This is a genomic window from Pectobacterium parvum, from assembly GCF_020971565.1.
Classification (GTDB): Bacteria; Pseudomonadota; Gammaproteobacteria; order Enterobacterales; family Enterobacteriaceae; genus Pectobacterium; species Pectobacterium polare.
Genome location: NZ_CP087392.1, coordinates 3676272 through 3694089 on the forward strand (window position 1 = coordinate 3676272; position 17818 = coordinate 3694089).

Below are 17818 nucleotides of genomic sequence, written 5' to 3' on the forward strand. Positions count from 1 at the left end.
CGTGCCACCATCAAGAGGGTAATATGACGCCGGAGATATGACAGATAAAAGCAAGATTGCCGATAGAGCTTAAAGAGTCGATGTATTCGATAGCAAAAAATCATGATAGGTCAATAAATTACTTGTTTATCAAAGCCGTATCTGAATACATCATTAAATATGGCGAAGCCCCAACTGCGGTAACAGCTAGGGCTTCTATTTCGTCCCCATCCCCACAAGGATAAAAGACATGAATAGTGTAAACGAAATAGTTTTACATAACACGTCCGTTGGTTCAGTTTCCGTTGAATCCCTGTCTATCATCGCTCACAAAGATTTGCCTGTTATCACTACAGAACTCTTAGCGCAACTGTACGGAACGGACTCCGATAATATTAAGAAGAATTTTAGTAGAAATGCAGAACGCTTCACTGAGGGAAAACACTACTTCAAGTTAACCAGTGATGAATTACGCACTTTCAAACACAAAGTGACAGATTGTCCCTTTGTGAAAATTTCCAAAAATATAAGACATTTAATGCTTTGGACGGAACGCGGCGCAGCGCGTCACGCGAAGATGCTTGAAACCGATCAGGCTTGGGATGTGTTCGAGTGGCTGGAAGAAAGCTACTTCAACCCACAGGCTAAAGCCGTTCAGCCCGAACAGAAAAAGCCTGTTCACCCTTGCGAACTGGAATTTTATATTCCTGAGACACCGCTTATCTTCAACCATATCCAGACTTCGCAACTGAATGCGTTATTCAAATCGGTGGAATATCTGACAATGGATTTTTGGCCGCATATGCAAGCACTGTTCCCAACATTGGACTGCAAACACGGTTCCGCCGTAGAAACCGTTAACCTGTTGATGCGGTTATTGAAAGAAAAACGAGAAGAGTGTGATTTACTGGCGCGACAGCAGCCATAATTGACACCAAATAACGACACTAAAAAAACAACTAATGGTATCACTTTTTGATACCATTAGTTTACTTTGCATGGTACATTTTCTCTATGAACAAACGACACCAGAAAACGCTGTCAGATGTCTTTTCCCGTCCGGTTAGCGGTTCGATAAAGTGGAGTGATATTGAATCGTTGTTTATCGCACTAGGGGCAGAAGTACACGAAAGGGAAGGTTCAAGGGTTGCGGTACTGCTGAACGGTGAGAAAAGGATCTTTCATCGCCCACACCCCAGACCAACCACTGACAAGGGGGCGGTTAACTCCATTCGGATATGGTTAGACAGTTTAGGGGTACGACCATGATTAATACACTGCAAATCGACGGCCACACTGCCGTCATCGCTTTTGACCCAGAAATTGAGATGTTTAGAGGGGAGTTTGTCGGGCTTAACGGCGGCGCGGATTTCTATGCTTATAGCGTAGAAGAGTTGAAAAAAGAAGGTGCCACATCGCTTGCCGTATTTCTTGATGAGTGCCGCCATGATGGCATTGAACCGTACAAATCTTATAGCGGTAAAGTGACCACTCGCCTCACGCCGGAACGCCACGCAGCGTTAGCAGTAACGGCACAGGCCAACGGGGTGTCAATTAACGAGCTGTTAAACGAAGGCGTCGATCTCGTCATTGAGCGTCATTCATAATGACAAGGCCACCGTATCGGTGGCCTCATTCATTACCCCTCTTGTAGCTTGTAGGGCTTAAACGCGATCACCTCCATCCCCACCACATCATTAATTTCCTTCATTCGTTCCTGTAGTGGCGTCAGCTCGTTCCTGACAAACACCTGACTCGCCTTTTCTACATCCCCAAACCCCCCGGTATTATTCGGGATAATCCCCATCATCTGCGGCGGTACGCGGTGGGCGCTGAGCAGATCGTCACGACTGGCGTTCTTGATGTTAAAGAAGTCGTCTTTTGTCGCTACCTCGCTGAGCGGCACAATCTTGATACCGTCGGGTTTACCATTGGGCGCGTAGAAAAACAGGTTCTTAAAGTTCCCCAGCCCCTTGGTGTTATTCATCGCAGAGCGTAGCCGTTCTACGTCTGTGCCGCTTTGTGCTGCGTCGGTCACATACATGATGTAACCCGCGTGCGCGCCATTCTGGTAATACTTGCGCCGAAACAGCGTCGCCGACTCATTCAGCCACGCCGAGTTCAACGAGCTGATATATTCCGGCAGGCCGTACATTTCCTGATTGATATCCGGCTCCAGCAGATGAAACACGCTCCCCGGTTCAAAGCGGTGCGGCTCTTTGAATGACTGCACGAACCAGTAAACATCCTCTTCAACCCCGCGCCGGGTGTATTTGGCCGGGCTGGAATCTAGGCGCAGGATACCGCCCGTGCGGTTCAGGCGCTTTTCCAGAAACGCATTACCAAACACCAGATAATCCAGCGCAAAGCGGCTAAAATCCTGCTGACTCAATAGCGGGTGCGGGATAAACGTACTCGCCAGAATGTTACGTTTCACGTAAATCGGTGAGCTGTGGTGTACCGCCGCACGCAGGCTTTTAGCCAGTCCACTGAAACTGATCGGCGGCTCAATCCATCGGCCATTATGGATACATTCGGCATAGTCCAAAATGTCGCGGCGATCAAGAACGGCGGACGGCTCACCAAAAGTGAAAGCCTCTATCGGCTGTGCTTGGCTGACGGGTGCTGATGTTGGCTGGCGATATTTACGCTTTTTCATTCGTTAAAATCCAAAATGCTGACAGGGACATGACCGTTAATCGCGGTCAGGGGTTCGTTTAACAGCGCGTGCATGGTTGCCCATGCCACATCGGCGTGGCTGATTTCTTCGCTGCGGCTGGCTTCGTAAGTGGTGCGGTTACCGCTGGCCGTCATGGTTTTGCGTATGGCCATAAATGATTGGGTGATGTCGGTGTGACTGGTGTCGTACTCCAGTCGCCCACTGGTGATGGTGTCTTTTGCCTTGAGCACCATCGCGGTTTTAATTTCCGGTGAGTATTTGATTTCGCGTGCTGCGGGGAAGAAACCGCGTACAAGCTGGTACACACCCTGACCGATGCCCGTTGCATCAATGCCGATGTATTCGACGATGTATTTTTCCGTCAGCAGCTTGATAGCGTCGGCCTGTGCGGCAAAGTCCATGCCCTTCCACTGAAAGCGCTCCAGAATGCGGAACTTGCCGCCCGGTGCCTGCGGCGGTGCTAGTACCACACAGCCCGCGCTGTCGCCCGTGTGTGACGGGTCGTAACCAATCCAGACGGGTTTATAGGCAAACGGGCGCAGCGCGTAGGGGTTAAAGTCTTCCCACTCTTCCAGTGCATCGACCATGCAGCGCTGTAATTCCTCAAACGGAAACACCGACGCTTTATCATCGACAAACTTGCACATCAGCAGGTTTTGATATTCTGCCGGACTGTATTCAAGCGTGAGTTGGTCGAGGTCGAACAGATTACAGCCTCCGGCCAGCGCATCTTCCACCGTCACAATCTGCCGCCACTGCCCGTCACCACACAGCACGCCGCCGGAAAGGTTGGCATGGCTTAAATCCAGATGGAGGTGATCGGCCTTGTTGCTGCGTCCCTTGTTGAACAGCTCGCCCGACCAGAACGGGTAAGCGCTGTGTGCCAGACTCGACGGCGTGGAAAAGTACGTGCTGCGCCATTTCTTGTGCAGTGACATGCCGCTGGCGACCTTACGCAGCTCCTGAAACTTGGGTATCCAGAAATATTCATCCAGATACAGATTTCCTGTGTAGCTCTGCGCGGTGCGGATGTTGGTGCCGAGGAAGAACAGGCGCGCCCCGTTGGGCAGCACCATCGGATCGCCTTTCAGGTCAACATCAACCAGTCGGGCAAAATCAATGATGTAGTTTTTAAAGACGTGCGCCTGCGCCTTACTGGCACTGAGGAAAATCTGATTGCGCCCGGTGGTCAGCGCATCAATCAGCGCCTCCCGCGCAAAATAGAACGTCGCCCCAATCTGACGCGATTTTAAAATATTGCGGATACGGTGCTGGAGTCCGGCCTGATGCCAGCCGCGCTGGTACTCGAAAATCTCACTCAGGAAAATGTCGTTCAGCTTCTCGATGGCCGACTCGCTGAACATATTCTTTTCCGGTGCCTTGCGTTCACCCTTGTTGCGGTTGCGCACGTTGGGATTGAGATCGGCCTCGTTGCCTGTCTGGCTGTAACGGTTCACCCGCGCCAGCCGCTCAATCTGACGGCCTAGCAAGTCGATTTCTTTGTAGTCATGCCCCTCCTTTTTCGTCTTCATGATGAGCTGAATCAACCGCGCTTCCAGACTGGCTTCCACACGCGATACCGGGGCGATAGCGTCCCAGCCGTCGCGCTGCTTCCAGCTCTGAACGGTCGGCGTTTTCTGGTTCAGCATTTCCCCAATCTGACGCACCGAAAAGCCCTGCCAATAGAGCAAGGCTGCTTGTCGTCGTGGGTCGCTGATGATGGTGGTATCGATGGCTGTATTCATGACGGCAAGGCTACGTCAGCGCCGACCGTCCCCGCCTTAAGTGCCTGTTGTGCCAGCGGTTAGCGAACCGTGATTGATGGCACGGCAAGGTGTCACGCCGGATACTCGCCCCGACTTCCCGCAAACAACGGATGAGAAAATGGCAAAGAAAGTTTCTAAGTGGTTCCGCGTTGGTGTCGAGGGCGATACCTGCGACGGTCGCCTGATTGACGCGAACGATATTCAACAGATGGCGGATACGTTCGATCCGCGTGTCTATGGTTGCCGCATCAACATTGAGCATCTGAAAGGCTTGCTGCCTGACAGCCCGTTTCGTCGTTATGGCGATGTCGTCGAGCTGAAAGCGGAAAAGATTGATGATGATTCGGCTATCAGTGGCAAGCTGGCGCTGTTCGCCAAAATCACCCCGACAGATGAACTGGTGGCAATGAATAAAGCCAGTCAGAAAATCTATACCTCCATGGAGATCCAGCCCAATTTTGCCAACACAGGCAAAACCTATCTGGTCGGTCTGGCGGTCACTGATGACCCGGCCAGCCTCGGCACGGAAATGCTGGAGTTCAGCGCCAAAGCCAAACACAACCCGCTGGCAACCCGTAAATCGTCCCCGGAAAACCTCTTTTCTGTCGCTACCGAAGTGACGCTGGAGTTTGAAGATCTGCCGGACGTGGAGCCGACACTGTTGTCACGCATCAAAACCCTACTGAGCCGCAAACAGTCCAGCGATGACACCCGTTTTACTGATGTGCATGAAGCTGTGGCCGAAGTAGCCGGACAGGTACAGACCAATGCCGACAGCGTGGAGCAGCGTTTTACCCAGCTTGAGCAGCGCCAGCAGCAGGACGTTGCCACGCTGACGCAGAAGCTGAGCGCCAGTGAGCAGCAGTTAACCGACCTCAAAGCGACGCTGGACGGCACCGAAAGCCTGTCGCAGAAGCGACGCCCCCCCGGCGACAGGTGGCGACGGTGAAGCCTCGTTGCTGACCAACTGCTAACCGGGGTGTAGCCCCCTCGCCCCCCTTTTTCAGAAAGAACAGGAAAAACAATGCGTAAAGAAACCCGTTTTAAATTTAATGCCTACATGACCCAGCTTGCTGCGCTGAATGGTGTTGAGGTGGAAACCCTGAGCAAGAAATTCAGCGTTGAGCCGTCCGTCACGCAGGCGCTGATGGAAGTTGTGCAAGAGTCGTCCGACTTCCTGACCCGCATCAATATCGTGCCGGTTGCCGAGCTGACCGGGGAAAAAATCGGCCTCGGTGTGTCCGGGTCGGTTGCCAGCACCACGGATACCTCAAGCGGTGACGAGCGCGAAACCGCCGATCTGATGAGTCTGGAAGCGCGCCAGTACAAGTGCGAACAGATGAACTTTGATTTCCATATCCGTTACAACACCCTTGACCTGTGGGCGCGTTTTCAGGATTTCCAGTTGCGTTTACGTAACGCCATCGCCAAACGTCAGTCGCTGGATTACATCATGGCCGGATGGCATGGCGTGAAACGTGCGGCGACCTCTGACCGTGCTAAAAACCCGCTGTTGCAGGATGTGGCGGTGGGCTGGCTGCAAAAATACCGTAACGAATCAGCCAAGCGCGTGATGGGGCGTGTTGTCGCGGAGGATGGCACCGTGATTTCCGAGCAAATCCGTGTCGGTGAGAACGGCGATTATGAAAGCCTCGACGCGCTGGTGATGGATGCGACCAACACCATGATCGACGAATGGCATCAGGAAGACCCCGACTTGGTGGTGATTTGTGGCCGTCAGTTGCTGTCCGATAAATATTTCCCACTGGTCAACAAACAGCAGGAAAACAGCGAAATACTGGCCGCTGATGTGATTGTCAGCCAGAAGCGCATCGGCAATCTGCCTGCGGTGCGTGTGCCGTATTTCCCGGCCAATGCCCTGATGATCACCCGTCTGGATAACCTGTCTATCTACTACATGGACGACAGTCACCGCCGCCACATTGAAGAGGTTGCCAAGCGTGACCGTATCGAAAACTACGAATCCATTAAGCAGGATTACGTCGTGGAAGATTACGGCGCTGGTTGCGTGATCGAAAACATCCAGCTCGGTAAGTTCCCGAAACCGCCGGAAGCGGAAAAAGCCGCTGAGCCTGCCGCGCCAGGCACTGAAAACCCGACTGACACCCAAACCGATAACACCGGAGCCTAAGCCATGTTAAGCCCCGCCCAGCGTCACATGATGCGGGTGTCGGCTGCTGAGGCGTCGCAGCGGGAGAATGATCCGCTGCGACAGGCCACCGGATACGAGCAAATGCTGTTCCGGCTTGCAACTGACAAACGCACGTTAAAACAGGTGCGCTCAATGGAGCGTAAAGCCGATATGAAAAATGTCTTGCTGCCAGGCTATGCGCCGTGGGTGGCTGGCGTCCTTGCCAACGGTCGCGGCGCGCAGGACGCGGTATTGATGACGGTCATGGTGTGGAAGCTCGACGCCGGAGACGTCCCCGGCGCGCTGGAGATTGCCCGTTATGCACTCCAGCACAAGCTGGTGATGCCGGAGGGCTACACCCGCCCGACGCCGTACCTGTTAGCCGAGGAAGTCGCTGACGCCGCGACCCGCGCCCATACCGCCGGGCAGGCGGTCAACATTGAGCTGCTGATCGACACGCTGACGCTCACCGACGCCGAAGACATGCCCGACCAAGTGCGCGCCAAGCTGCACAAAATCATCGGCCTGATACTGCGCAGCGGCAAGCCTGAGCAAGCCCTGTTTCACCTGAAACGCGCCTTTCAGCTTGATAGCCGAAGCGGTGTGAAAAAAGACATAGAGCGGCTGGAAACGGCGCTGCGCAAAGCAGCGGCCAGCCGTTAACCCAACGCGCCCCGCGCCGGGCGGCACACAGGCCGGAACAGTTCACTGTTTTCTGTGCCTGTGTCCACCGCCCACCTATTCAGAGGTTGTCATGACGACAATGATTTTTCCCGCGAAAGCGGAGCCACGCCCGGATGCGGTGGTTATCCCTGTGCCTGCGCAACAGGATGCCGTAATCGAAAACACCTTTTTCTGGCCGGACGTGGAGCCGGGAACGCTGCGCACGCTGATGCGCCTTGAGAACACCGTTACGCCGGAGCGCCTGCGCCATGCAGCGCTAACCGCGATTTCTGAGGTTAACGCCGAGCTGTTCGAGTACCGCCGGGAGCAGATGGCGGCAGGCTTTACCACGCTGGCCGCCGTTCCCGCCGAAAAGCTCGACGGCCAGAGCGAGAAACACCATCACTATCTGCGTGCGGTCAACGCCATTACTACGGCGACGTTGTACGAGCGCTACCGGAGCTATGACGCCAGCGCCAAAGGCGACCGCAAGGCCGATGCGCTCAACGGAACGATTGATGAGCTGTGGCGCGATGCGCGCTGGTCAATCAGTCAGTTGCAAGATAAGCCCCGCTGCATCATCGGGCATATCTGATGAACGTTATCGCCCGGCAGGGCGATACGCTCGACGCCCTGTGTTATCGCCACTACGGGCGCACGCAGGGTGCGGTTGAGGCGGTGTTAGCTGCTAATCCGGGGCTGGCTGAATTCGGGGCAATTTTGCCCCACGGTACCGCCGTCACTCTGCCGGATATTGCTGCCGCTCCTGTCGCAGAAACGGTGAGTTTATGGGATTGAATATGGAAAGAATCACGTCGTTTATCGCGTACTGGATAAGCGTTGCGCTGGCCTTTTTCGGCGCGATGACGCCGCAGGATTTCGCGGCCTATTTCGGGGCGCTGGGAGTAGTGTTCACCGTCGGCGTTAACTGGTACTACCGCCGAAAGAGCTACCAGCTATTGAAGACTATCGATAGTCCCCGCGAGGTTATCCATGAAATCACTCGTTAAACGCTGCATTATCGCCACGGTGTTAGCGCTGGCCGCGTTAGTGCCGGATTTTTCATTGCTGAAAACCTCACAAAACGGGTTAGCGCTGATTGCCGACCTTGAGGGATGTCGCTTAAGCCCCTATCAGTGCAGCGCAAATGTGTGGACGAACGGGATCGGGCACACATCAGGCGTGGTGCCGGGGAAGACCATCACCGAGCGTGACGCGGCGGTCAATCTGGTTGCCGATGTGCTACGTGTCGAAAAGGCGCTGGCACGCTGCATGGCCGTTAACATGCCGCAGGCCGTCTATGATGCCGTCGTGAGCTTTGCGTTTAATGTCGGTGTTGGCGCGGCGTGTCGCTCTACGTTGGCGTTTTTCATCAACAAAGGCCAGTGGCGCAGCGCCTGTGACCAGCTATTACGCTGGGTCTATGTCAACGGCCAGATATCGCGGGGCATTGAAACCCGTCGCCAGCGTGAGCGCGCCGTCTGCCTTAAGGGGGCGGCATGAGCACGTTCACCCGCGTAATTCTTGTTGTTGCCGTGTTGTTCATCGTGCTGCTGTTCGTGACTAAGCGGCAACTGTCTGACGCGGAAAAACTGATTAGCGAACAGAGCGCAATGCTGGTTAAACAGTCGCTTGCTCTGCTGGTCAGGGCTGGGGTGATCGACGCGTTGCAGTCCAGCGCGATACGCAACGAACAGGCACAGACGGAACTCCGAACGAAACTGTCACAGGCCGGGCAACTGGCCGCGTCCCGCGATAAAAAAATCATGAGGTTGCTGAATGAAAATGCCGATCTGCGCCGCTGGTATGGCACTGCTTTGCCTGACGACTTTAAGCGGCTGCACACCCGCCCCGCCTTTGACAGCCCCGACGCTTATTTACGTTGGCTGTCCGAAGGTAACGAGCTGCCCGATACCGGGAAGCAGCCCGGAAACGAACGGTGATTTAAGCGCGGATAACCGCCAACTGGAAAGCGCGCTGGTGAGCTGTGCGCTACAGGTCGAAACCATCAAACACTGTCAGGAGCAACACGATGCTGAAACCCAACAGCCTGCGCAGCGCCTTAAATGACGCGGTGCCGGTACTGAAAAATAATCCCGATATGTTGCATATCTTTATCGACAGCGGCGCGGTGGTGTCTACGCTGGCCGCGTCGCTGTCGTTTGAAAATCAGTACACGCTGAATCTGGTCATCACGGATTTTACTGACGATATCGACTGGCTACTGGTGCCGATTCAGGCGTGGTTACGTGAGAATCAGCCGGATATCACCCATGACCCTAAGGGCTTTACCTACATCGCCGACATTAACGATAACGGTAGCTGTGATATCAGTATCAGCCTGAAACTCACCGAGCGGGTGATCGTCAAAGAAGTTGATAAGGCGCTGCACGTCACCCACGCGCCAGAGCCGCCGTTACCTGTCCCCGTAGCGCGCCCGACATCGCTGTACATCAGCGGTGAGTTAGTGAGTACGTGGCATGAATGAGCTTAAGCCGTTTGACGACAAGCTGGCCGGGCTGATTGCCAGCCTGTCGGCGTCTGGGCGTCGTAAGCTGGCCGGAACGGTGGCAAAAGCCTTGCGCGGCAGCCAGCAGCAGCACATAAAACAGCAACAGGCACCGGACGGCACAGCCTATGCCCCGCGCAAAGCCCAGCCAATCAAGGGCAAGAAAGGCCGGGTGAAACGGCAGATGTTCCAGAAGTTGCGTACCGCCAAATATCTGAAAGCCAAAGGCACCGCCGATGCGGCCAGCGTGGAATTTGCCGGGCGGGTGCAGCGCATGGCGCGGGTGCATCACTACGGCCTGCGTGATCGGCCTAGCCGCAACGGCGACGATGTGCAATACGAGGCACGGCCGCTGCTGGGATTTAGCGATCAAGAGATAAAAAAGGTTGAGGGATTACTGATAGAACACCTGAGTAAATGAAATCAGCCCCGCGAGTGCGGGGCAAACATCACGATACGTCTTTCACATTTTCATCACGTTGCGCCAGAAAATCTTCCAGCGTAGTGATCCGGCTAATTTCTTCCTGAGTTCGTGCGTCGTTTTCCACTTCCCACACGTCAACGCTATTTTGCAGGTTCAGCCAGAAATCAACTGACGTATCAAATGCTTTCGCCAACCGGAATGCCATATCAACCGTTAACTTACGGTTGTTGTTAACCAGTGCGCTGATTGTGTTACGGTGGACATTCAGCATTTCCGCCAAGTCATTAATCTTCAAACCTGTAGGTTCTAGATATTCATATAACAGGACATCGCCTACGGATGTCGGCTTGCGTTGTGCCTGTGCCATATATTTTCCTTCGGTCTACGGGTCTACGGGTCTACGGGTCTACGGGTCTACGGGTTATTTGTGCTTTTTATAACCATGGTCGTCAAGATAGATATCCTCTGCTTTACCATCAACCCATTTAAAAATCAGGCGATATTGGATATTTACTCTGATGGATGAATATTCCCCCAATGGCGGATTAAGGTTCTCGTATCGGTTCCCCGGCGGCGATCTTAGGTCTTTTGCTGAAACCGCCGCGTTGATGATATCCAGCTTGCGGGACAAGGATGTAACCACATCGGCAGGTATCTTTTTATGCGACTTGCCATACATAAAAAAATCTTCCAGCCACTGATCCCGAAAGCTATGAATGCTGCGCATTTTTTGCATCCGTCGCTCCCTCGTTTGTTGTGCATGCAATTATAATGCACTCGCGCACTGTGCACAAGTGCATAAACAAAACGGTTGATTTTACCTGACAGTTTCCGCTATGGTTCGCTCCACGAGGCGTCGAAACCTCTCCATTAGCGGTCAGAACCAACCCCGAAAGTGTTGGCTTTTTTATGCCTGTCATTCAGTGAACGCATAGCGCGGTCACACCCCGATCAATGTCGGGAGGGCGACGAATACAACACCCGCAAGGGGAATTAGTCCGCGGTATCTTTTGGGCCGTTTCGAACCTCCCGGCACCACTCCGTTAGTGGTACTTCGAAAAAATCCAAAAGAGGTCAGCCATGACTAACCAACTATCTGTAGAAAACCTGTCCGTTATTACTCACAGCAATATTCCAGTCGTTACTTCGGATCTACTGGCGCAACTTTACGGTACGGAAACTGCGCGTATCCGACAGAACCACAAACGAAATAGTGATCGTTTTGTTGAAGGAAAGCATTTCTTCAATCTGAAAGATACTGATTTACAAGACTTTAAGAACAGAGTATCTAAAAGATACTCTGTTGATAACAACAGACCCGATTTAAACGGGGTAGTCGGTAAACGTGCTCGCAGCCTCATCCTCTGGACGGAACGCGGCGCAGCCCGCCACGCCAAGATGCTGGAAACCGATCAGGCATGGGATGTGTTCGAAAAGCTGGAAGAATGCTACTTCAACCCGCAGGAAAAAGCTGTTCAGCCACTACCGCAAAAACCTGTTCACCCTTGCGAACTGGAATTTTATATTCCTGAAACACCACTTATCTTCAACCATATCCAAACCTCGCAACTCAATGCGTTATTCAAATCGGTGGAATATCTGACCATGGATTTTTGGCCGCATATGCAAGCGCTATTCCCAACACTGGATTGCAAACACGGTTCAGCGGTTAATACCGTGAATCTGTTGATGCGGCTGTTGAAAGATAAGCGCGCAGAGGCAGATGAGTTGAGTAAACAGAACTGATTTATAGATAACTGCCCCGCAGGATGGCGGGGCTTGATTTGTTATTTTTTAACACTTTCAATCAATTTCGCTATTTGTTCAACCCCGTCAAAGGTTGAAGGGATTTTATCTTCTGATGGCATGATGTTTGAAAAAATCACATTCTCGAACTTCCTTAATGACTCTTTATCCCTCATATTTTCAGCATATTCGGCATAGCTCTGAATGAAAGCGCAAAGAGATTTGCGCAATTCAACCTGAATTATTTGTGACTTAATAGACTGATAGTTGTTTAATGATATTTTGAAGTAGTATATAAGAATAAATGTCAGGGTAAATGTAGGTATCAGCATCAGACTGAGATTAGATTTAATTGAAAATTCCGGACCAAAAAAAAGAATAAAAATCTCACCCAATAGAGGAATTACAGCAATGCACCCCATCAACTTCATATTGAATAAAGATGTATTTAATTCTTTTTCTTTTGTTTTTGAAAGTTCATCAAAAGCCTTGTGCAACCCTACGAAATTATAAGCCTTCTCGTACTCGTCAAGATTTTCTTTTATAGTGCTAACTATTTTAATTTTCTCTTTTATTTCTTCATCCCAATCACTCATGCGTTTTTTTAATGAACTCTCGGACTCTGCGGCTAGTTTAAAATCCCTAATGTCTTCAGACTGATATTCATTCCGCATTAAATCAAAAGGCATGGAGTTAAGCGCGAAGTCTATTCGCGTATAGGATCCCCCCGTAAAACTACTTCTCTCTTCAATAACAAATGGTTTGATGTCGCTAAAATCATCTAATTCATTAGGTTGTTTAAAAATCCTTTCCATTAAAAACCTAAATGCAGTTGAAAATAAATAATTAAACTCCTCTTCGCTTCCTCCCCTACTGTTCATTGCAACAATGAAATCATCACCAATCTTCTCTATATTGAACTCTGTGCATTTACTCCATTCATCAGGATTCTTTAACATATCTTTCAAGATAACCTTCAAATATCCATTTCTTCTCTTTTTAAAATCAGTACTTGTATCTCTACGTTGACTTTCAAAATAATTAATAAATTCATTAATTGAATTTTTCACACGAGACAAGTTGAAAAAAACCATATTCAAACATCCTGTTCAAGAGAATAAATAAGCTTTGTTGTTCCATGAACGAAACAACGCCAAAGGTTTGAGTAAGTCATTCAAAGTATCCACCATGAAACAATGAAAACACAAGCCACCCTTACCGAAATCCAGCGCTTATTGCGCAATCTGATCCGTGTCGGCGTCGTGACCCACGTCAACACCGCGGACGTCCTCTGCCGGGTACAAACCGGAGGCATGACCACGGGCTGGTTGAACTGGTTAACCCGCCGTGCCGGACGTTCACGCGACTGGTGGGCACCGTCCATCGGTGAACAGGTGTTGATCCTGTCCATCGGCGGCGAACTGGACACCGCCTTTGTGCTGCCCGGCATCTATTCCGATGACAACCCCGCGCCGTCGGCGTCTGCCGATGCGTTACATATTGATTTTCCCGACGGCGCAGTGATCGAGTACGAACCCGCAACCGGGGCGCTGACCGTCAGCGGGATTAAAACCGCCGATATCACCGCGTCGGAATCCCTCACCGCTACCGCGCCAGTGGTCACCGTGAACGCATCCACGCGCATCACGCTGGACACGCCCGAAGTGGTCTGCACCAACAAGCTGATCACCGGAACGTTGGAAGTACAAAAAGGCGGGGAAATGCGCGGCAATATTCAGCATTCCGGCGGGTCGCTGTCGTCCAATGGCAAAGTGTTGCACACCCACAAACACCCCGGCGACAGCGGCGGCATAACGGGTGCCCCACTATGACGGCGCGTTACCTCGGTATGAGCCGTGACAGCGGCCAGCCCCTCGGCGACCTTGAGCACATTCGCCAGAGTGTGCGCGATATTCTCATCACGCCCGTCGGGTCGCGGGTGATGCGCCGGGATTACGGGTCGCTGCTGTCAGCATTAATCGACCAGCCGCAAAATCCCGCAGTGAAATTGCAGGTAATGGCCGCGTGTTACATGGCGCTACTGCGTTGGGAACCACGCATCACGCTGACGGCCATCAACCTGACAAGCACATTCGACGGCAAGCTGGCCGTTGATATCACGGGCGTGCTGGCTGACAGCAACGCCGTTTCCCTTTCTGTTCCTGTGAGCTGACACATGGCGATGATTGATTTAAGCCAGCTTCCCGCGCCTGCCGTGGTGGAAGAGCTGGACTACGAGGCAATTTACACCGAGCGCAAGGCGATGCTGCTGTCGCTCTACCCAGAAGACCAGCGCGCCGCCGTTGCCCGCACGCTGGCGCTGGAATCCGATCCGCTCGTCAAGCTGTTGCAGGAAAACGCCTACCGTGAACTGCTGTGGCGGCAGCGCGTCAATGAAGCGGCACGCGCCGTGATGGTGGCCTTTGCGCAGGGTGATGATCTTGACCAGCTCGGCGCTAACTTTAGCGTCTCCCGTCTGGTTATCACCCCGGCTGACGATTCAACCCTGCCGCCAACGCCTGCCCTGATGGAATCCGATAGCGATTTGCGCCTGCGCATTCAGCAGTCTTTCGAGGGATTAAGCGTTGCCGGGTCGGTTGGGGCTTACCAGTACCACGGACGCAGCGCCGACGGGCGTGTAGCGGATGTGTCGGTTATCAGCCCCAGCCCGGCCAGCGTCACCGTGTCGGTGCTGTCACGCGAGGGCGACGGCAGCGCAAGCCCAGAGCTGGTCGCTATTGTTGCCGCTGCACTCAACGGCGAAGACGTGCGCCCGGTGGCTGACCGGGTAACGGTGCAATCCGCCGCCATTGTGCCGTATGAGATTGATGCCACGCTGTATCTATATCGGAGTCCTGAAGCGGAGCCAGTGCGCGCCGCCGCCGAACAGAAGCTGAAAGCCTATATCAGTGCGCAGCACCGATTGGGGCGGGATATTCGCCGCTCGGCGATTTACGCTGCGCTGCACGTCGAGGGCGTGCAACGGGTCGAGCTGACGACACCCGCCGCCGATATCGTGCTGACCGCCGGGCAGGCGTCCTACTGTTCCGGCTATCGGTTGGGTGTAGGCGGTGCCGATGAGTGATCCCCGCTTGCTGCCTGTCGGGTCGTCCGCGCTGGAAGTGGCCGCCGCCACTGCCTGTGCCGAGATTACCCGCGTACCGGTTCCCCTGCGCCTGCTGTGGAACCCGGACACCTGCCCGGCACATTTGCTGCCGTATCTGGCGTGGGCGTTTTCCGTTGACCGCTGGGATGAGGCGTGGCCGGAGAGCGTGAAACGTCAGGTGATCCGCGATGCGTTCTTTATCCATCGTCACAAAGGCACCATCGGTGCGCTGCGGCGCGTGGTGGAGCCGTTTGGTTATCTGATCCGTATCAGCGAATGGTTTCAGAACGGCGGCGAGCCAGGCACGTTTCGCCTGGACATTGGCGTGCAGGATAGCGGCATTACCGAGGAAACCTTTTACGAGCTGGAGCGGCTGATTGCCGACGCTAAGCCCGCCTCCCGTCACCTGCTGGGGCTGAATATCAACCTCGACACACAGGGCGCGGCCTATGTTGCCGCTACAACATACAGCGGCGATGACCTGACCATTTACCCCTATTTTCCTGAAACCATTACTGTGTCCGGTCTGGATGTGGCCGGGGCAGCACTTCATTTAATCGACAACGTGAGCGTAACCGCATGAGCGCAACCTATTTTGCCCTGTTAACCAACATCGGCGCGGCCAAACTGGCTAACGCCACCACGCTGGGTAGTCGTCTGAACATCACCCGGATGGCCGTGGGTGACGGCGGCGGCGTATTACCAACCCCAAACCCGGCACAAACCAAGCTGATTAACGAAAAGCGCCGGGCGGCACTCAACAACCTGAGCATTGACCCGAAAAACCCCAGCCAGATTATCGCCGAGCAGGTGATCCCCGAAAATGAGGGCGGTTGGTGGGTGCGGGAAGTCGGCCTGTTTGATGACGACGGCAATCTGATTGCTGTCGCCAATTGCCCAGAAACCTACAAACCGCTATTGCAGCAGGGAAGCGGCCGCATTCAGACCGTGCGCATGATTTTGATTGTCAGCAGTACCGACGCCGTGACGCTGAAAATTGATCCGGCTGTCGTGCTGGCAACGCGGGGTTATGTGGATGATGCACTGGCGGAGCATGAAAAGAGCCGCAAACACCCTGACGGGACGCTGACGGCAAAAGGCTTTGTGCAACTGAGCAACGCGACGAGCAGCGACAGTGAAACGCTGGCCGCTACCCCAAAAGCGGTGAAAGCGGCAAATGATAACGCCAACGGGCGTGTGCCGTCTGGCCGCCGGGTAAACGGTAAAGCGCTGACAGCAGACATTACGCTGGGTGCTGGGGATGTCGGAGCATATACCAAGCTGGAAACCGACACAGCCGTTTCTGTTGCGACTAATGCCGCGAACACTGCCGCCACCGCAGCAGCCAACGCCAACACGAACGCCAATGGTCGCGTGCCGTCCGGGCGTACTGTCAACGGTAAAGCGCTGTCGGCAGACATCGCGCTGGGTGCCGGGGATGTGGGGGCATACACCAAAGCCGAAACCGACACCCGCGTCACCGCAGCAACCACCGCCGCGAATAATGCCGCTACGGCAGCGACTAACGCGAATACCAATGCCAATGGACGTGTGCCGTCTGGCCGTACCGTTAACGGCAAAGCGCTGTCGGCAGATATCGTGCTGGGCGCCGGGGATGTCGGGGCGTACACCAAAGCCGAAACCGACACCCGCGTCGCCGCAGTAACCACCGCCGCGAATAATGCCGCTACGGCAGCGGCTAACGCCAACACGAACGCCAATGGCCGTGTGCCGTCTGGCCGTACCGTTAACGGCAAAGCGCTGTCGGCAGATATCGCGCTGAGTGCCGGGGATGTCGGAGCATTAACCGATACGCAGGCCGCGCAAAAATACGCGCTACGTTCAATTAAAATCAACGGGAAGCCATTGTCTGCTGATGTCAATTTATTAGCGGGTGATATTGATACATGGAATAAAACAGAATCCGATGGGCGCTTTCTGATGAAATCGGCAACCGCTGCCGCTGCAACTAGACTGGCAAACCCTCGCAAAATTAACGGCGTGGTATTCGATGGAACAAATGACATACAGTTAAATTTAGGTATTTCATTAAAAGCATTGGTGCAATTTTCCACAGAGATGTGGCTGCAAATCAATCTAACCGCAATTGATACTAATACTGTCACCATCACAATTAACGATGCATCGAGAGGGTTATACGTCGTACCTAATCAGACACAACTTGTGCTGTGCGAGAATGATGCAACAACCATTACAGCCAACGGTGTGTCCTATACTCGATTTAATATGTTGGGACGGTTTGCAATACCCCGCACACCGACTAAAAACCCTGATGGTTCGACAACATATACAATCACATACCCCAATCACAGGATAGCCGTGGGGCAACAGAAAGCCGTCAGGCTGGGCGCATTTATTTACAGAGAGCTGGGTTGTACCTATCAAGGGCAGGCCAGCAACTACGACGGCCTAATGTATCATCATAAAATTGCACTCAATTCTGCTGCTAGCAGTATCAATGTCCCTGTCATCGGTTATGCAGCGGCGAGTGTTGGCGATTGGTCGTCGGCGGGCGTTAATAATGCTGGGCTGTTGGACGCAGTTGGTTGGGATATTTTCTCACGCGACAATTATGGCACCAACGTATCAGCCTTTATGTCTACACCTAACTTATTGTTAGCCTCTACATCATTCGGAACGCTGGAGAGATGTTCACGTAACCCAATGGTTACTGTCATCGTATATGACTTCTGAATAACGCTATGGTGGGTGTTGCCGCCATCTAGAATTGATCGCTAGCACCGATCAATAACGCCTAATCGATCTGTATAA

Annotated in this window: 23 protein-coding genes and 2 pseudogenes; 20 read left to right on the plus strand and 5 right to left on the minus strand. The window is 53.2% G+C overall.

From position 1 onward, the window contains the following. The first annotated feature begins 229 nt into the window (after window positions 1-229). From LOZ86_RS16495 to LOZ86_RS16505, 3 genes are all read left to right on the plus strand, one after another. Window positions 230-907, plus strand: coding sequence for an ORF6N domain-containing protein (locus LOZ86_RS16495; protein ID WP_230242399.1), 678 nt, complete (start codon window positions 230-232; stop codon window positions 905-907). A gap of 86 nt (window positions 908-993) precedes the next feature. Beyond that, entirely contained in the window at window positions 994-1248 is a 255-nt protein-coding gene (locus tag LOZ86_RS16500; RefSeq protein WP_116238280.1) for a type II toxin-antitoxin system HicA family toxin, read from the plus strand. Then, the gene (locus tag LOZ86_RS16505; RefSeq protein ID WP_039288288.1) at window positions 1245-1586 is read left to right on the plus strand and encodes a type II toxin-antitoxin system HicB family antitoxin; all 342 of its coding nucleotides are present in this window, start codon (window positions 1245-1247) and stop codon (window positions 1584-1586) included. Before LOZ86_RS16500 ends, LOZ86_RS16505 begins: the two co-directional genes overlap by 4 nt. A 32-nt stretch (window positions 1587-1618) precedes the next feature. On the opposite strand, the gene LOZ86_RS16510 is transcribed toward LOZ86_RS16505, so the two are convergent. Beyond that, complete coding sequence (locus LOZ86_RS16510) at window positions 1619-2638, minus strand: phage portal protein (protein WP_230242401.1); 1020 nt, start codon at window positions 2636-2638, stop codon at window positions 1619-1621. Then, on the minus strand, window positions 2635-4404 hold the full coding sequence (locus LOZ86_RS16515; protein WP_230242402.1) for a terminase ATPase subunit family protein: 1770 nt from the start codon (window positions 4402-4404) through the stop codon (window positions 2635-2637). Before LOZ86_RS16515 ends, LOZ86_RS16510 begins: the two co-directional genes overlap by 4 nt. 139 nt (window positions 4405-4543) lie before the next feature. Between LOZ86_RS16515 and LOZ86_RS16520 the strand changes: the two are divergent. The 11 genes and pseudogenes from LOZ86_RS16520 (at window position 4544) to LOZ86_RS16570 (ending at window position 10170) form a co-directional block, all read left to right on the plus strand. After that, window positions 4544-5399: pseudogene (locus tag LOZ86_RS16520) on the plus strand (GPO family capsid scaffolding protein). Window positions 5400-5449: 50 nt separating this feature from the next. After that, window positions 5450-6577, plus strand: coding sequence for a phage major capsid protein, P2 family (locus tag LOZ86_RS16525; protein WP_230242416.1), 1128 nt, complete (start codon window positions 5450-5452; stop codon window positions 6575-6577). Between the two features lie 3 nt (window positions 6578-6580). Continuing rightward, on the plus strand, window positions 6581-7240 hold the full coding sequence (locus tag LOZ86_RS16530; protein ID WP_230242418.1) for a phage terminase small subunit: 660 nt from the start codon (window positions 6581-6583) through the stop codon (window positions 7238-7240). 91 nt (window positions 7241-7331) lie between these two features. Further along, entirely contained in the window at window positions 7332-7835 is a 504-nt protein-coding gene (locus LOZ86_RS16535) for a head completion/stabilization protein (RefSeq protein ID WP_230242420.1), read from the plus strand. Then, a complete protein-coding gene (locus tag LOZ86_RS16540) occupies window positions 7835-8038 on the plus strand; it encodes a tail protein X (RefSeq protein WP_230242422.1) in 204 nt (67 codons plus the stop codon). The genes LOZ86_RS16535 and LOZ86_RS16540 overlap by 1 nt, the downstream gene beginning before the upstream one ends. Beyond that, window positions 8029-8250, plus strand: a complete 222-nt coding sequence (locus LOZ86_RS16545; protein WP_033071244.1) for an HP1 family phage holin — start codon at window positions 8029-8031, stop codon at window positions 8248-8250. Before LOZ86_RS16540 ends, LOZ86_RS16545 begins: the two co-directional genes overlap by 10 nt. Continuing rightward, complete coding sequence (locus LOZ86_RS16550) at window positions 8234-8743, plus strand: lysozyme (RefSeq protein ID WP_230242423.1); 510 nt, start codon at window positions 8234-8236, stop codon at window positions 8741-8743. The genes LOZ86_RS16545 and LOZ86_RS16550 overlap by 17 nt, the downstream gene beginning before the upstream one ends. Beyond that, window positions 8740-9099 (plus strand): annotated as a pseudogene (gene lysB / locus LOZ86_RS16555) (Rz-like lysis system protein LysB); the annotation flags it as partial. The gene LOZ86_RS16550 and the pseudogene lysB, both read left to right, overlap by 4 nt. Next, window positions 9020-9310 carry an Rz1-like lysis system protein LysC gene (lysC, locus tag LOZ86_RS16560; protein WP_230242431.1) on the plus strand — a complete coding sequence of 97 codons (291 nt, stop codon included), beginning with the start codon at window positions 9020-9022 and terminating at the stop codon, window positions 9308-9310. The pseudogene lysB and the gene lysC, both read left to right, overlap by 80 nt. After that, window positions 9273-9728: a phage tail protein gene (locus LOZ86_RS16565; RefSeq protein WP_230242445.1), complete on the plus strand. Its 456-nt coding sequence runs from the start codon at window positions 9273-9275 to the stop codon at window positions 9726-9728. Before lysC ends, LOZ86_RS16565 begins: the two co-directional genes overlap by 38 nt. Then, window positions 9721-10170, plus strand: a complete 450-nt coding sequence (locus LOZ86_RS16570; protein ID WP_230242447.1) for a phage virion morphogenesis protein — start codon at window positions 9721-9723, stop codon at window positions 10168-10170. The genes LOZ86_RS16565 and LOZ86_RS16570 overlap by 8 nt, the downstream gene beginning before the upstream one ends. Before the next feature lie 28 nt (window positions 10171-10198). Here LOZ86_RS16570 and LOZ86_RS16575 read toward each other — a convergent pair whose 3' ends face one another. Both LOZ86_RS16575 and LOZ86_RS16580 read right to left on the minus strand, forming a co-directional pair. Beyond that, window positions 10199-10540, minus strand: a complete 342-nt coding sequence (locus tag LOZ86_RS16575) for a HigA family addiction module antitoxin (protein WP_039512487.1) — start codon at window positions 10538-10540, stop codon at window positions 10199-10201. Window positions 10541-10594: 54 nt separating this feature from the next. Further along, a complete protein-coding gene (locus LOZ86_RS16580) occupies window positions 10595-10909 on the minus strand; it encodes a type II toxin-antitoxin system RelE/ParE family toxin (protein WP_015841346.1) in 315 nt (104 codons plus the stop codon). A gap of 344 nt (window positions 10910-11253) precedes the next feature. On the opposite strand from LOZ86_RS16580, the gene LOZ86_RS16585 reads away from it, so the two are divergent. Continuing rightward, window positions 11254-11919 (plus strand): ORF6N domain-containing protein, encoded by a 666-nt coding sequence (locus LOZ86_RS16585; protein WP_039512486.1) that lies wholly within the window; start codon window positions 11254-11256, stop codon window positions 11917-11919. A 41-nt stretch (window positions 11920-11960) separates the two neighbouring features. On the opposite strand, the gene LOZ86_RS16590 is transcribed toward LOZ86_RS16585, so the two are convergent. Further along, window positions 11961-13013 (minus strand): hypothetical protein, encoded by a 1053-nt coding sequence (locus LOZ86_RS16590; RefSeq protein ID WP_230242448.1) that lies wholly within the window; start codon window positions 13011-13013, stop codon window positions 11961-11963. Window positions 13014-13115: 102 nt separating this feature from the next. Between LOZ86_RS16590 and LOZ86_RS16595 the strand changes: the two genes are divergently transcribed. Genes LOZ86_RS16595 through LOZ86_RS16615 form a run of 5 tightly spaced genes read left to right on the plus strand, consistent with a single transcriptional unit; the run spans window position 13116 to window position 17740 of the window. Further along, complete coding sequence (locus LOZ86_RS16595; RefSeq protein ID WP_230242450.1) at window positions 13116-13751, plus strand: phage baseplate assembly protein V; 636 nt, start codon at window positions 13116-13118, stop codon at window positions 13749-13751. Beyond that, window positions 13748-14092 (plus strand): GPW/gp25 family protein, encoded by a 345-nt coding sequence (locus LOZ86_RS16600; protein WP_039512482.1) that lies wholly within the window; start codon window positions 13748-13750, stop codon window positions 14090-14092. Before LOZ86_RS16595 ends, LOZ86_RS16600 begins: the two co-directional genes overlap by 4 nt. 3 nt (window positions 14093-14095) lie before the next feature. After that, the gene (locus LOZ86_RS16605; RefSeq protein WP_161546603.1) at window positions 14096-15004 is read left to right on the plus strand and encodes a baseplate assembly protein; all 909 of its coding nucleotides are present in this window, start codon (window positions 14096-14098) and stop codon (window positions 15002-15004) included. Continuing rightward, window positions 14997-15608, plus strand: coding sequence for a phage tail protein I (locus LOZ86_RS16610; protein ID WP_161546604.1), 612 nt, complete (start codon window positions 14997-14999; stop codon window positions 15606-15608). The genes LOZ86_RS16605 and LOZ86_RS16610 overlap by 8 nt, the downstream gene beginning before the upstream one ends. Then, complete coding sequence (locus LOZ86_RS16615; RefSeq protein ID WP_230242457.1) at window positions 15605-17740, plus strand: phage tail protein; 2136 nt, start codon at window positions 15605-15607, stop codon at window positions 17738-17740. Before LOZ86_RS16610 ends, LOZ86_RS16615 begins: the two co-directional genes overlap by 4 nt. Window positions 17741-17818 lie beyond the last annotated feature (78 nt).

Bases quoted from the DNA above. Each gene is read 5' to 3' on its own strand.
- LOZ86_RS16595 (WP_230242450.1), top strand. From the start codon at position 13,116: ATGAAAACACAAGCCACCCTTACCGAAATCCAGCGCTTATTGCGCAAT.
- LOZ86_RS16530 (WP_230242418.1), top strand. From the start codon at position 6,581: ATGTTAAGCCCCGCCCAGCGTCACATGATGCGGGTGTCGGCTGCTGAG.
- LOZ86_RS16580 (WP_015841346.1), bottom strand. From the start codon at position 10,909: ATGCAAAAAATGCGCAGCATTCATAGCTTTCGGGATCAGTGGCTGGAA.
- LOZ86_RS16585 (WP_039512486.1), top strand. From the start codon at position 11,254: ATGACTAACCAACTATCTGTAGAAAACCTGTCCGTTATTACTCACAGC.
- LOZ86_RS16610 (WP_161546604.1), top strand. From the start codon at position 14,997: ATGAGTGATCCCCGCTTGCTGCCTGTCGGGTCGTCCGCGCTGGAAGTG.
- LOZ86_RS16500 (WP_116238280.1), top strand. From the start codon at position 994: ATGAACAAACGACACCAGAAAACGCTGTCAGATGTCTTTTCCCGTCCG.
- LOZ86_RS16615 (WP_230242457.1), top strand. From the start codon at position 15,605: ATGAGCGCAACCTATTTTGCCCTGTTAACCAACATCGGCGCGGCCAAA.
- LOZ86_RS16550 (WP_230242423.1), top strand. From the start codon at position 8,234: ATGAAATCACTCGTTAAACGCTGCATTATCGCCACGGTGTTAGCGCTG.
- LOZ86_RS16495 (WP_230242399.1), top strand. From the start codon at position 230: ATGAATAGTGTAAACGAAATAGTTTTACATAACACGTCCGTTGGTTCA.
- LOZ86_RS16540 (WP_230242422.1), top strand. From the start codon at position 7,835: ATGAACGTTATCGCCCGGCAGGGCGATACGCTCGACGCCCTGTGTTAT.
- LOZ86_RS16600 (WP_039512482.1), top strand. From the start codon at position 13,748: ATGACGGCGCGTTACCTCGGTATGAGCCGTGACAGCGGCCAGCCCCTC.
- LOZ86_RS16590 (WP_230242448.1), bottom strand. From the start codon at position 13,013: ATGGTTTTTTTCAACTTGTCTCGTGTGAAAAATTCAATTAATGAATTT.
- LOZ86_RS16525 (WP_230242416.1), top strand. From the start codon at position 5,450: ATGCGTAAAGAAACCCGTTTTAAATTTAATGCCTACATGACCCAGCTT.
- LOZ86_RS16510 (WP_230242401.1), bottom strand. From the start codon at position 2,638: ATGAAAAAGCGTAAATATCGCCAGCCAACATCAGCACCCGTCAGCCAA.
- LOZ86_RS16545 (WP_033071244.1), top strand. From the start codon at position 8,029: ATGGGATTGAATATGGAAAGAATCACGTCGTTTATCGCGTACTGGATA.
- LOZ86_RS16575 (WP_039512487.1), bottom strand. From the start codon at position 10,540: ATGGCACAGGCACAACGCAAGCCGACATCCGTAGGCGATGTCCTGTTA.
- LOZ86_RS16535 (WP_230242420.1), top strand. From the start codon at position 7,332: ATGACGACAATGATTTTTCCCGCGAAAGCGGAGCCACGCCCGGATGCG.
- LOZ86_RS16505 (WP_039288288.1), top strand. From the start codon at position 1,245: ATGATTAATACACTGCAAATCGACGGCCACACTGCCGTCATCGCTTTT.
- LOZ86_RS16515 (WP_230242402.1), bottom strand. From the start codon at position 4,404: ATGAATACAGCCATCGATACCACCATCATCAGCGACCCACGACGACAA.
- LOZ86_RS16565 (WP_230242445.1), top strand. From the start codon at position 9,273: ATGCTGAAACCCAACAGCCTGCGCAGCGCCTTAAATGACGCGGTGCCG.
- LOZ86_RS16605 (WP_161546603.1), top strand. From the start codon at position 14,096: ATGGCGATGATTGATTTAAGCCAGCTTCCCGCGCCTGCCGTGGTGGAA.
- lysC (WP_230242431.1), top strand. From the start codon at position 9,020: ATGAAAATGCCGATCTGCGCCGCTGGTATGGCACTGCTTTGCCTGACG.
- LOZ86_RS16570 (WP_230242447.1), top strand. From the start codon at position 9,721: ATGAATGAGCTTAAGCCGTTTGACGACAAGCTGGCCGGGCTGATTGCC.